14 protein-coding genes are annotated in these 11,499 nt (G+C 69.9%); 4 read left to right on the forward strand and 10 right to left on the reverse strand.

The features are described from left to right. A partial coding sequence (locus tag VFS34_07260) for a glycerophosphodiester phosphodiesterase (protein ID HET9794243.1) occupies positions 1-768 on the forward strand: 768 nt, incomplete at its 5' end. 115 nt (positions 769-883) lie between these two features. Here VFS34_07260 and yidD read toward each other — a convergent pair. From yidD to VFS34_07300, 8 genes are all read right to left on the reverse strand, one after another. Then, on the reverse strand, positions 884-1,174 hold the full coding sequence (yidD, locus tag VFS34_07265) for a membrane protein insertion efficiency factor YidD (GenBank protein ID HET9794244.1): 291 nt from the start codon (positions 1,172-1,174) through the stop codon (positions 884-886). Positions 1,175-1,202: 28 nt separating this feature from the next. Beyond that, positions 1,203-1,574, reverse strand: a complete 372-nt coding sequence (locus VFS34_07270; GenBank protein HET9794245.1) for a hypothetical protein — start codon at positions 1,572-1,574, stop codon at positions 1,203-1,205. An 11-nt stretch (positions 1,575-1,585) separates the two neighbouring features. Beyond that, a complete protein-coding gene (locus VFS34_07275) occupies positions 1,586-2,905 on the reverse strand; it encodes an aldehyde dehydrogenase family protein (protein ID HET9794246.1) in 1,320 nt (439 codons plus the stop codon). Continuing rightward, the gene (locus VFS34_07280) at positions 2,902-4,002 is read right to left on the reverse strand and encodes a hypothetical protein (protein HET9794247.1); all 1,101 of its coding nucleotides are present in this window, start codon (positions 4,000-4,002) and stop codon (positions 2,902-2,904) included. Before VFS34_07280 ends, VFS34_07275 begins: the two co-directional genes overlap by 4 nt. Then, the gene (locus tag VFS34_07285) at positions 3,999-4,688 is read right to left on the reverse strand and encodes an HAD hydrolase-like protein (GenBank protein ID HET9794248.1); all 690 of its coding nucleotides are present in this window, start codon (positions 4,686-4,688) and stop codon (positions 3,999-4,001) included. Before VFS34_07285 ends, VFS34_07280 begins: the two co-directional genes overlap by 4 nt. A 156-nt stretch (positions 4,689-4,844) precedes the next feature. Continuing rightward, positions 4,845-5,504, reverse strand: a complete 660-nt coding sequence (locus tag VFS34_07290) for an SUMF1/EgtB/PvdO family nonheme iron enzyme (GenBank protein ID HET9794249.1) — start codon at positions 5,502-5,504, stop codon at positions 4,845-4,847. A gap of 67 nt (positions 5,505-5,571) precedes the next feature. Further along, positions 5,572-6,558: an ABC transporter permease gene (locus tag VFS34_07295; GenBank protein ID HET9794250.1), complete on the reverse strand. Its 987-nt coding sequence runs from the start codon at positions 6,556-6,558 to the stop codon at positions 5,572-5,574. Continuing rightward, positions 6,555-7,463 (reverse strand): ABC transporter ATP-binding protein, encoded by a 909-nt coding sequence (locus VFS34_07300; GenBank protein HET9794251.1) that lies wholly within the window; start codon positions 7,461-7,463, stop codon positions 6,555-6,557. The genes VFS34_07295 and VFS34_07300 overlap by 4 nt, the downstream gene beginning before the upstream one ends. 20 nt (positions 7,464-7,483) lie before the next feature. On the opposite strand from VFS34_07300, the gene VFS34_07305 reads away from it, so the two are divergent. Beyond that, positions 7,484-8,266 (forward strand): GDSL-type esterase/lipase family protein, encoded by a 783-nt coding sequence (locus VFS34_07305; GenBank protein HET9794252.1) that lies wholly within the window; start codon positions 7,484-7,486, stop codon positions 8,264-8,266. Between the two features lie 83 nt (positions 8,267-8,349). On the opposite strand, the gene VFS34_07310 is transcribed toward VFS34_07305, so the two are convergent. Together VFS34_07310 and VFS34_07315 are read right to left on the reverse strand one after the other, a co-directional pair. After that, positions 8,350-9,108: an SDR family NAD(P)-dependent oxidoreductase gene (locus VFS34_07310; GenBank protein HET9794253.1), complete on the reverse strand. Its 759-nt coding sequence runs from the start codon at positions 9,106-9,108 to the stop codon at positions 8,350-8,352. Then, the gene (locus VFS34_07315; protein ID HET9794254.1) at positions 9,105-9,602 is read right to left on the reverse strand and encodes a hypothetical protein; all 498 of its coding nucleotides are present in this window, start codon (positions 9,600-9,602) and stop codon (positions 9,105-9,107) included. The genes VFS34_07310 and VFS34_07315 overlap by 4 nt, the downstream gene beginning before the upstream one ends. Positions 9,603-9,654: 52 nt before the next feature. On the opposite strand from VFS34_07315, the gene VFS34_07320 reads away from it, so the two are divergent. Beyond that, positions 9,655-10,410: a hypothetical protein gene (locus VFS34_07320; protein HET9794255.1), complete on the forward strand. Its 756-nt coding sequence runs from the start codon at positions 9,655-9,657 to the stop codon at positions 10,408-10,410. A 337-nt stretch (positions 10,411-10,747) separates the two neighbouring features. Further along, positions 10,748-11,499 (forward strand): alpha/beta hydrolase-fold protein (locus VFS34_07325; GenBank protein ID HET9794256.1); only part of this gene is annotated, 752 nt, incomplete at its 3' end.

The following is an 11,499-nucleotide window of genomic DNA, read 5'->3' on the forward strand; positions in this document are numbered from 1 at the left end:
GATCGCGGAGGAAATCGGATGACCACGCCGAGCGACTGGAAGGCCCCTCACCCGCTCTGGATCGTCGGGCACCGCGGCTCTCCGCGGCGCGCGCGGGAAAACACGCTCGACAGCTTCGACTTCGCCGAGGCCGAAGGAGCCGACGCGATCGAGCTCGACCTCCAGCAGACGCGAGACGGGGAACTCGTCGTTTTCCACGACGACACGATTCCGATCGGCACCGAGATGCACGCGATCCGGGCGATGCCGTCGATCGACGTGCGCGGGCTGATCCTGGACTCGCCTTTCGGCGAATACCGGATTCCGACCATCGACGACGTCTTCCAGCGCTACGGGAGCGCTTTCCGGTACGTCCTCGAGGTGAAGGTCAACGGGGCCACCGATCGCGTCCTCGCGGCGCGCCGCGTGTGCGACGCGGTGACGGGATTCGCGCTCGGGGCGCGCGGCCTCGTCGCCTCGTTCGACGCCGACTTCCTGCGCCGCGTCGCGGATCGCGAGAGCGGGATCGCCACGTCCTACCTCTTCGACCGGGCCGTGTCGCTGCCGGAGCCCGGCCAGCCTCGCGGGATCTTTCCGCCGTGCGATGCCGTCGGGCCGCGCTCCGACTTCGCGACCGAGGCCTTCGTCGCCGCCGCCGCGCGCGCCGGACTGACCGTGCACCCCTGGACGGTCGACGCTCCGGAGGAGATCCAGGCGATGGCGGAACGCGGGGTGGCGTCGGTCACGACCAACGATCCCGAGCTCGCGCGGCGCGTCCTTCGAACCTGACGACCGGGTCGGCGAGTTCCGAGTCGAGAGTCGGCGCGCCGCGCGGCGAAAGCCGGGAAGAGGGTCTCGCGCCGCCGCCTCGCGACCCGGCGACTCGCGGCCCGCAGACGGCGGGTCACGGGACGGGGTCGTTCCCCCCCTTCGACCACGGATTGCACCGCAGCACCCTCCAACCGGCGAGCGCCAATCCGGGAAAGAAGCCGTGGCGGCGCACCGCTTCCAGTCCGTAGAGGGAACAGGTGGGAGTGAATCGGCACCGGACGAACCGGGTGCGCGCCAGAATCGGCGAGACGGTTCCGCGATAGGCGGCGATCGAAGACGCGGCCGCGCGCGCGCTCCACTGCCGGGCCGGAGGATTGAGGGCGTCGCCCGCGAGGGCGCCCGCGAGGGCGACGGCGAGCGCCAACGGGAGTCCCGGCGGCCGGCGCGCCGCGTCAGAACCGGCGGGCAATGTCGGTCAGGACCGGGACGATGAGCCGTTCGCCGCGGAGAGCCTTCGACATTCCGATGACGATCAGCGCCGCATAGAAGAACAGCACGAACGTCATGAACAGGGTGTAGAGGCAGCTGACGACGGGGACGATCGCCGAGAAGAAGACGAAGACCATGCACACGACCGCCCATGCGCCGAAGAGCACCAGGCCGTTGCGGGCGTGCCACTGGAGGTCGGCGTCCTCCTTTTCCACGAGGATCGGCACGAGGGACAGGGGTCCGAGGTACGCGAGGATCAGCATCAGCGTTCGATCCGGCGGGGCGGGAGCCGGAGGTTCGGAAGGGGGGCCGGGCGGGAGCGATTCGTCGGCCATCGGGTTCTCCGTCAGGTCGAAGATACCAGAAGGACGCGAGGCTCCGTGTATTCGAGAATCGTCGACCGCACGCCTTCCCGCCCCGATCCGGACGCCTTGACCCCCCCGTACGGGAAGTTGTCGATCCGCGTCGACGGCGGTTCGTTGACGAGCACGCCGCCGACGTCGAGCGAACGGAACGCCGTGCGGATGCGGCCGATGTCACGGGTGAAGACCGACGCGTGGAGCCCGTACGACGTGTCGTTGGCGGCCGCCAGCGCCTCGTCGAACGTCGCGTACGCGTCGACGATCGCGACGGGTCCGAAGATCTCCCGCCGCCGGACCCGGGCGTCCGGATCGACGCCCGTGAGGATCGTGGGGGGGACGTAACGGCCGTCGCGCGCGCCGCCGAGCCTGGCGTCGGCTCCTGCCGCCACGGCTTCGCCGATCCAGGACTCCACGCGGCGCGCGGCTTCCTCGTCGATCATCGGGCAGAGCGCGGTTCGTGCGTCCCGGAGATCCCCCGCGGGCAGCGCGCGGCTCGCCGCGACGAAACGTTCGAGGAAGGGTTCGAAGACCGCCCGCGAGACCAGGATTCGCTGCGCCTTGATGCAAACCTGCCCGGCGAACGCGAACGCCGAGCCGGCGAGCCGGCGAGCCGCCGCCTCCAGATCGGCGTCGTCGTGGACGATCGCGGCGGCGTTCCCGCCGAGCTCCAGGACGACCGTCTTCCGCGGCGCCTCTTCCTTGATCTTCCATCCCACGGCGTCCGAACCCGTGAACGACACGACCGCGACGCGCGGATCGCGCCAGAGCCCCGGGGCGTCCGCGTTGTCGCAGACCACGACCGAGAAAGCGGCGGACGGCCATTCGGTCCGGCCGACTTCCTCGGCGAGGAGCGTTGCGGCCCGAGGCGTCCGGGGGGAAGGCTTCGCGACGACCGGGCACCCGCAGGCGATCGCCGGCGCGACCTTGTGCGCGAGCAGGTTCAGCGGGAAGTTGAAGGGCGTCAGCGCGGCGACGACCCCTTTCGGAAACCGTTCGACGGCGCACCAGAGGTCTTCGGCGCGCGGCTCGAGATCGACCGGGAGCACCTCGCCGCCGCTCCGCGTCGCCTCCTCGGCGGCGATCGAGAACGTGACGAGGCAGCGGTCGACCTCTCCCTCCGCGAACCGGATCGGTTTTCCCGCCTCGGCGACGATCGCCTCCGCGAATTCGGCCCGGCGACGTGCGACTCCGTCGCGGATCTGCCTCAGCGCCCGCGCGCGCTTCCACGAGGGCATGCGGCGCGTCTCCGGGAAAGCGTCCCGCGCCGCCTCGATCGCCCGCGAGATCCCGGCCGCGTCGGTCACTTCTTCGGGCGTTTGGGACGGAGCTTCGGAGAGAGCGGCGGCAGTCCGCTCTTTCGGGCGTCGGCCGCCGAGGCATAGGCGGAGAGGATCCCCTCGGGTCCCGCCGCCAGCGCGTCGACGAGCGCCTGCCGTCCCGACGCCTGGAAAACGCCGTCGGCGAGGAATGCGCCGGCCGAGAGCGCGGGATCGGGACGGAGCCCGGGCTTGCGGAGCGCGGCGAGGATTTCGGCGCGCTTGCCGAGGTCGGTCTTCGGGTCGCCGAGCAGGGCCGCCTCCTGGTTCAACGCGTCGATCGCCCGGATCATGTCGTCGTGGAGCCAGCGCGACAGCGGAAAGAAGTTTCGATCGAACGCGAACAGGGCGATGGGCGCGACGGTCGCGACGGAACGGACGAGCGAGCCGGTGGGGCCCTCGTCCGGCCTCTGCCACGCCGGGGAGAGCCGGCGATAGACGTCCCACGCGGCGCGGAACGTCTCCGCCGCGGCGAGCCGGGAGATCGTTTCCGCGGTCTCCGCCCGGGGGTTGCCGGGGTTCTCCGAGATCGCGCGGCCGAGATCGATCAGGACGACCGCTTTGCGCTCTCCCTCCGGGAAGAGGACGTGATCCTCGATTCCCGCGAGGGCGAACGTGAGGTCGATCTCGGCGGAAAAGGCGATCGGGACGTCCGCCGGAAGGAGCGCCTCCGCCCGGCGGGCGGCGCTCTGCGCGATTCCGGCCGCGTCCATCTTCACGGCCTCGAGGCACACCTTCCAGCGGTCGCGGTCGAGTCGCACCGATCGCAGGTCGAAGCTCCCGGGCCGGCTCTCGGGAAGGAACGCGGCGCCGAAGTCCTCGACCCAGACGCTCTCTCCCTTTCCGGCCTCGGCAATCTGCCGCCGGATCGCCGCGACGCCCTCGAGAGCGGTCGCGTCCCCGGGACGCGGCTTTTCGGGGGAGAGCGCTTCCAGGATCTGTTCCGCGGCGGACGTATCCACGCGGACGGTGACGCGCGGCGGCGGAGGGGCGGGCGAGTCGTACGGCGCGTTTCCGAAGGCGGGTCCCGCGGCGAGCGCCGGAAGCGAGGCGGAGAGAAGGAGGAGGGTCGCGGCCGTCTTCATCCCAGGATCGCTTCCGCGACGGCCGGGACGTCCGCGAAGTCGGCGAAGAGGTGGTCGGGATTCTCGCGGGCGAGGCGGTCCGCCGGAGTCAGCCCGGACGCGACCGCGACCGATTTGACGCCGATGGCCCGCCCGCAGGCGACGTCGTGGATCGAATCGCCCACGACGACGACCCGCTTGCCGAGGAAGTCGCGTCCGGTGAGGGCGCGGGCCCGCGCGATCGCGATCGCGGGAAGCTCGTACCGGTCGGCATGATCGCTTCCGAACGCCCCGAACGGGAAATAGCGGTTGAAGTCGACCGGCGCGAGCTTCGCCCGCGCGCCCCGCTCGTGGTTGCCGGTCAGGAGGGCGAGCGTGACGTCGGGGCGGCCGGCGAGCGCCGCCAGGAGCTCCGCGGCTCCCTTCTTGGCGACGACGGCGTCGGGTCCGATCCGGGCTTCGAGCGCTTCCAGATAGAACTCGATCACCCGGGAAACGTTCGCGCCATCGCACGCCGGATCGCTCCTCGCCGCGAGGAGTTCGCGCACGATCTGCGGGTCGGTTTTCCCCGAAAAGTCGTATCCCTCGAACGTCATGTCCGGGACGCCGGTCTTCTCGAACGCCTCCCGCAGCGCGTCGCGGGACGCGCGTCCGGCGGAGAGGAGAGTGCCGTCGATGTCGAAGAGGATGAGGGACGTGGGAGGCATGGAGACGATGATAAGCCAGGCGCCGAGTTGAAGCGGCGGAGCCGCTTGACTCGGGCGCTCAGTCGCTTCGAGCCGAACGCGTCGCCGGACACGGGCGCCACTCGCTCGGAGGAGAAAGCGCCGAGCGACCGGACTGGGCGCGCCCCGGCCGTTCCGTCACCCCGCGTCGCGCAGGACGCGGAATCCATAGTCGGAGTAGCGATACTCGGGGGGGAGGCTGGTTCGGGCCGAGGGAGCCGACCAGCGGACCTGATGGCGCCAGGAGCCTCCGCGGCTCGCGCGGCGGGGCGGAAGGTCGGGACGCTCGCTCTCGCGCCAGTCCAGACACCATTCATGCACGATCGTGCCCATGTCGAGGAGCCCGAATCCGTTCGGCGTTCCACGGCCGACGTCCCATGGCGCCGCGATCGGACCGTTCGGGATCTCTCCTTCCGGGATCGCGCTGCCCCACGCGGTGAGCGGTGCCTCGAGGCCTCCGCAGGCGGCGAATTCCCATTCTCTTTCCGTCGGGAGACGCCAGCGTCCTCCGAACGCCTCGGAGAGCCACGCGCAATAGGCGACCGCGTCGTTCCAGGTAATGCCGACCACGGGCTGCCGGGGCGAATGGAAAGCCGGATCGTTCCACCACGGGGGCTCGAACACGCGCCCGGCGGCAAGACATGGCGCGTACTGCAAGTTGGTCACCGGCGTGCTCCCCAGGAGAAAGGGGCCGACGGTTTGCCCGTCGAACATTCCCGCCGGGATCGGGACGACGCCGGGAGCCCGGGCCGGAGACCGCCTTTCGTCGCCGAGAGACGCCGGCGCGACTTCGTTCATCGGACGATCCTAATCCCGCCGGGCAGGGCCGCGCGGTTCCAGCCAAGCGCGGCGCGCAGCCGACGGTCTACACGCGGACGTCGCGCCTGGAAAAAACGATGAACGCAATGACCAGGGCGGCGGCGCCCCAGAGGGCCAGATTCACGACCGAAAAGCCGAGCGTCATCCCCGCAATCGGGGGGGGCGTGCCGGAGTAGTAGTCGGGAAGCGGGAGATTCGTCGGGAAGAGGTACTTCGCGAAATCCCAGCCGGTCGCGAACCTCGGAAGGATGGTCCCGGCGATCAGCAGGGAAAGCATCGTGCCCATCGCGGCCGCCGTCGTCCGGAAGAGAATCGAGAGGAGGAGCGAGATCGCCCCCACCACGACCGCGGCGAACCACCCCAGACCGTAGACCCGGAGCGCATCCTGCCAGAGCGGAACCTGCCGCACCGCGGAGACGTCGAGGCCCGAGGGCGACGGGCGGAATCCGGTCAGGGTGGGCGCGCCCCAGCCCCGGAAGCCGAAGGCGATCCCCCCGAAGAGATACGACACGAGAGCGGCGAGCGCGACGGTCAGCGTGACGCACGCGAACAGCGCGATCGTCTTGGACGCCAGAACCCGCTCGCGCCGGACCGGCCGGGTGAGCAGGAGCTTGATCGTGCCCTCCGCGAGCTCGGAGGAGACGAGGTCGGAGGCGAAGAGTGTCACGAGCAGGGGAAGGAGGAGAAACGACGCGGCCACGATGAAGTGCCGGGAAAAGAAGGGCCCGGTCAGGGCGTTCGGGTCGAATCCGTGGTCGAGCGAGTACTGGAGGCGGGTCGTCTCGAACGTCATCCACCGCCGGTAGGAATCGGGGAGCTGCCGGCTCCGGAGCTGGTTCTGCATCTCGACGATGCGCCGCTGGGTTTCGGCGCGCCAGTCCCGCGCGCCGTGACGCGCCTCGTCGCGCTTCCGCGAACGCCAGTTGCCGTAGACGAAAACCGCCGTCAGACACACGAGGATGAGAACGACGACGCGGAAACGCTTCCGGCGGAAGATCTTCAGCATCTCGTTCTCGGCGAGGACGCGGATCACACCGTCTCCCCGTGCGTGAGCTCGAGGAAGAGATCTTCCAGAGCGGGGCGCTCCCGGGTGACCTCGAAGACCGGGATGCCCTCGGCCGCCAGCGTCGTCAGCGCGCGCGGGACTTCGTCCTCGGCGACGTCGGCCAGGACGAACGCGTCTCCCTCGATCTCGGGCTCCTCCGCGGCGTGCCGCCGGAGGGCCGCGCGAGCGGCCTTCGGAATGGACGTGCGGAACCGGACGCGCGCCCTCGAGGCGAGGAGACGCTCGACCGAGTCGAGCGCGAGGATCCTTCCGCGGTGCAGGATCGCGACCCGGTCGCACGTCTGCTCGACCTCGGAGAGCAGATGGCTGGAGAGGAAGATCGCGAGACCCCTCTCGCCGGCGAGCGCCCGCAGGAGCTCCCGGATCTCGCGAATCCCGGCAGGGTCGAGCCCGTTGGCAGGCTCGTCCAGGATGAGGACGCGCGGCTCGCCGAGGAGAGCCTGCGCGAGCCCGAGCCGCTGCCGCATCCCGAGGGAGTAGGTCGAGACGCGGTCGTCGAGCCGGCCTTCGAGAGAGACGAGCGCGCCGAGCTCCGGAATGCGCCGGGCGGCATCGCGCCCGATCATGCGGGCGAAGAGGTCCAGGTTCTCGCGGCCGGAGAGCTCGCCGTAGAGGTCGGGGGACTCGACGATCGCGCCGACGTGCCGCATGGCGTTCTCGAAGTCGCGGCGCACGTCGAAGCCGGCGATCTCGACGCTCCCCGCGTCCGGGCGGATCAGGCCCGTGAGCATTCGGATCGTCGTCGTCTTGCCGGCGCCGTTCGGCCCGAGGAAGCCGAGGATCTCCCCGCCGTCGAGCGTGAACGAAACGTCGGAGACGACCTCGCGGCCGCCGAGACGCTTCGTGAGATTCCGCGCGGCGAGGACGGTCACCGGGGTATCTTAATCGCCGCATGAGCCGCGAACCGCGACCGCCTTCCCGCCGAATCTTCTGGCGGACGGGTCCGCTCGTCGCCTCGATTCCCGTCGCGGCCCTCCTGGCCTGGGGGTTTGCGGCGGCGCTCGCCCCGCCGCGCGGAGCCGCGGTTCCGGCCGCCTCCTCCCCGGCCCCGCCCCCGCGGCGAGCGGGCGAGTACCTGCTGCTCGCCCTCGGCGATTCGTTGACGCGCGGAACCGGCGCCGCCCCGGGGTCCGGTTACGTCGACGACGCCGCCCGGGAGCTCCGGGCGAAGAATCCGGGTTTCCGGATCGAGAACCTCGCGATCGAGGGGCTCGAATCGACGGGCCTGCGCGAAGTCCTCGCCCACCCGGAGCCCCGGCGCCTCGCGGCGGCCGCCGATGCGATCTTCGTCTCGATCGGCGGGAACGACCTCTCTCACGCGGTCGGCCGGGCGGGTTCCGAGCCGCCGCTCGAGGTCCTGGGGCGGGCGCGGCGGACGTTCGAATCGAACCTCGACGCGATCCTCGGAGAACTGCGCTCGGCGAATCCCCGGGGGCGGATCCTCCTCCTCCTCCTGTACAACCCGTTCGGCGAAGCGGAGCTCGGCGCCGCCGGGTCGCCGATGATCGTGGACTGGAACGCGGCGGCGGAAAAGATCGCGCTCGCCCACGGGGTGAGGACGGTCCCCACGTTCGATCTCTTCGAGGAGCATCCGGAACGACTCTCCCGGGACCACTTCCACCCGAACGAAGAGGGATATCGGCTGATCGCGGGCCGGGTCAAAGAAGCCTTCTGAGAGTCGACGAGTCCCGAGTCGACAGTCCCGGATCCCGTTGCCCGACTCGCGACCCACAACTCGCGACTCGGGACGGATCCAGCCTACGGCTGTATCCGCAGGTGGGTGCCGCCGTAGATCTCGATCGCGGCTCCCGTGATCCCCGCCGCGTCGTCCGACGAGAGCCACAGGACCGCCGACGCGACGTCGCGGGGTCGGAGCTTCTGCGCGAGCGGGGACGTTCGCGGCGCCTCGTTCGGCTCGCGGCTGTCGGTCGTTCCGGGACACACGGCGTTGACGGTCACGTTGTGCTCGCGCAGCTCACGCGCGAGCGACTCGGTGAATCCGACGAGGCCGAACTTCGCGGCGCAATGCGCCGTCAGGTTCGCGTCGCCGTGCAGGCCGTGGATCGAGGAGACGTTGACGATCCGTCCCGACCGCCGCTCCACCATTCCGGGGACGATCGCGCGGCAGAGGTTGTATGCGGAGGTCAGGTTCGTCGCGATCACGCGTTCCCATTCCTCCGGGGAGAGATCGAGGAACCGCTTCCAGAGGAACATCCCCGCGTTGTTGACGAGGATCTCGACGGGGCCGCGCTCGGAGACGCACGCGTCGACGGCCGCGTCGACGGCGGCGCGGTCGGCGACGTCGGCCGGACGGGACCGGATCTCGCCGGCGAGGTCCGACCCTGCCCGCTCGAGCGAGTGGAGATCCTCCGGAGTGCGGGCCAGGACCGAAACCCGGGCGCCTTCGGCCGCGAACGCGAGCGCGATCGCCCGTCCGATTCCGCGGCTGCCGGTGACCAGCGCGTGCTTCCCGGAGAAGCGGCGCTCGTTTCGCCGCGGCCCGTGCCCGGAGTTCATTTCCCCCTCCCCGCGCCCCGGCCGGAGGGCCCCGCCAGTTCCTCGAACAGGGCCGGGAGGAACACCTCGTTCGCGCGCGGACCCGCGAATCGCGGACCGGCGGCGATCGCGACGTTCTGCTCTCCGGGGAGCGGCTCGTCCTCCTTCACGCCGACGACCCGAAGCGGGAAAATCTTCCGGTCCGGCTGAGCGATCGAAACGTGGGCCTTTCCGGCCTCGCACCGGATCGACACCGACAGACCGGCGTCGAGGACGAGGATCGTGGCTCCCGGGCGGCGGATCAGGTTCGCCTCCGTGCGCGAACCGCTCGCCACGGCGGCCGCCATGCGCCGCGGCGACAGAGCGCGGATCTCCGAGAACGCCAGGAGCGCGGCGCGGGGAGTTCCTTCGGGGTCGCAGGTCAGGAGCGGGATCGCGAGCTTCCGCCGGGCCCGAAACCCGTCTTCCCCGAGGAGCCGGACGAGCTCGGGGGACAGCTTCGTCGATTCGGGCACGGAAAAATCTTAGCACGCGGATTTTCCCGCGGACCGGCCGTACAATCGGTGCATGAAGCGCCTCCGACGATTCCTCCCTCTCCTCCTCCTCCTCCTCGCCTCCCCGCTTTCCGCCGCCAACGATCCGCGCGCCGAGAAGATCGGCCGCGCGATGATCGACGCGATGGGCGGGAACGCCGCGTGGGAGCACGCCCGCTGGTTCCGTTTCGATTTCACCGTCGTGCGCGACGGGAAGAAGGTCGCGTCGTTCTCTCACTGGTGGGACCGATGGACCGGCCGGTACCGCGTCGAGGGCGAGGACGCCGGGGGAGTTCCGTGGAAGGCGTACATCAACGTGAACACGAAGGACGGAGACTACTGGGTCAACGGAGCGAAGACCGAGGGAGACACTCGCGCGAAAGGGCTCGAACGCGCGTACGGGCGCTTCATCAACGACTCGTACTGGCTGCTCGCGCCGTGGAAGATCTTCGATCCCGGAGTGACCCTCGACTACGTCGGCGAGGTCGCGGGGACCGCGGGGAACCCGTGCGACGAAATCCGGCTGTCCTTCTCGGGAGTCGGACTGACCCCCAAAGACGTCTACTGGATGGACGTCGACCGGTCGACCCATCGTCTCGACCGCTGGAAGTTCGTGTTGAACGGAGGGAACGATCCGCCGACGGCGGTGGCATGGAAGGACTGGCGCAAGCTCGGCGGCATCGAGCTGTCGCTGTCCAAACCGTTCGTCGACAAGCCGGCGGAGATTCGTTTCGAGAACGTGCAGGTCTCGGAGAACGTCGATGAAGGGGCGCTGACTCCTCCCCGCTGACGACGCTTCGGCGTTCGGTTCCGTAGACATTCAGGGCACGTCGATTGCAGCGCCCCGGAGGCGGACAATGCAGGAATCGGGTTTCCGCGCGGCGCGATTTCATCTGAAGGATGGAAGACCTCTCGTCTTTCACTCGATACCGGATTCGGTATTGCGCCGCCGCGCTGGCGAAATCCTGCTTTTTCTGACGCTCGTCGCGGTGGGAATGGTCGCCGCCACGCTCCTCGCCAAAGGGAGACCGGATCCTCCGCGGGCGCCGGCGGGCTCTCCGCGAAGCGCGGCGTACGTCCGGCGCTGAACGCCGCGGATCCCGGTCGGGTTCCGCTAACATCGGCGCATGCTCCGACGCTTCCTCCCTCTGGCCTGCCTCGCGGCTTCGTTCTGCGCCGGCGGCGCCGTCACGTTTCCGCGGAGACACTCTCCGACCCGCGACCTTCCGCACGGGGGGACGTACTCGGTCTTCCTTCCGCCGTCCTACGCTTCGGGAAAGGGACGGTATCCCGTGCTCTACTTCCTCCACGATGCCTACGGCGACGATCGGGTCCTCCTGAAGAACGGCGTCATCGCCCGGCTGGACGCCGCCATGCGCGCGGGGACGCTCGGCGAGTTCATCCTCGTGTGCCCCGAAGGCGACGGAGGATGGTTCTCGAACTCCCACGACGGGCGCCGCCGATACGAGGACTGGATCACGGGGGATCTGCCGCGCGAAATCGAGAGCGCGTATCGTGTCCGGACGGATCCGGAGAGCCGCGGCATCACGGGGGTCTCGATGGGGGGATACGGCGCCGTCAAGCTGGCCCTGCGGCACCCGGAGAGCTATGGAGCGGTGTCCGGACTCTCCGCCGCGGTCATCCCGATGCAGTGGGACGACGTCGAGAAAGTGTTCTTCATCGCCCGCTGGCAGATCCACCGCGTCTTCGGACGGTCCCGCGACGACAATTCGCTCGCGGAGAACGACGTCTGGAGAATCGTGGACGCGCGGGTGAAGTGGACGGTTCCCTTCGACGTCTTTCTTCTCGCGGGCACCGAGGACAAGTACGGTCTCGATCACGTCGCGGTGCAATACGCCGATTTCCTGAACCGGCACGG

Source organism: Thermoanaerobaculia bacterium, assembly GCA_035717485.1.
In the GTDB taxonomy this organism is placed as follows: domain Bacteria; phylum Acidobacteriota; class Thermoanaerobaculia; order UBA5066; family DATFVB01; genus DATFVB01.

Excerpts from the sequence above, each read along its gene's own strand:
- VFS34_07280 (HET9794247.1), bottom strand. The coding sequence starts at position 4,002 with ATGAAGACGGCCGCGACCCTCCTCCTTCTCTCCGCCTCGCTTCCGGCG.
- VFS34_07290 (HET9794249.1), bottom strand. The coding sequence starts at position 5,504 with ATGAACGAAGTCGCGCCGGCGTCTCTCGGCGACGAAAGGCGGTCTCCG.
- VFS34_07285 (HET9794248.1), bottom strand. The coding sequence starts at position 4,688 with ATGCCTCCCACGTCCCTCATCCTCTTCGACATCGACGGCACTCTCCTC.
- VFS34_07320 (HET9794255.1), top strand. The coding sequence starts at position 9,655 with ATGAAGCGCCTCCGACGATTCCTCCCTCTCCTCCTCCTCCTCCTCGCC.
- VFS34_07310 (HET9794253.1), bottom strand. The coding sequence starts at position 9,108 with ATGAACTCCGGGCACGGGCCGCGGCGAAACGAGCGCCGCTTCTCCGGG.
- VFS34_07305 (HET9794252.1), top strand. The coding sequence starts at position 7,484 with ATGAGCCGCGAACCGCGACCGCCTTCCCGCCGAATCTTCTGGCGGACG.
- VFS34_07270 (HET9794245.1), bottom strand. The coding sequence starts at position 1,574 with ATGGCCGACGAATCGCTCCCGCCCGGCCCCCCTTCCGAACCTCCGGCT.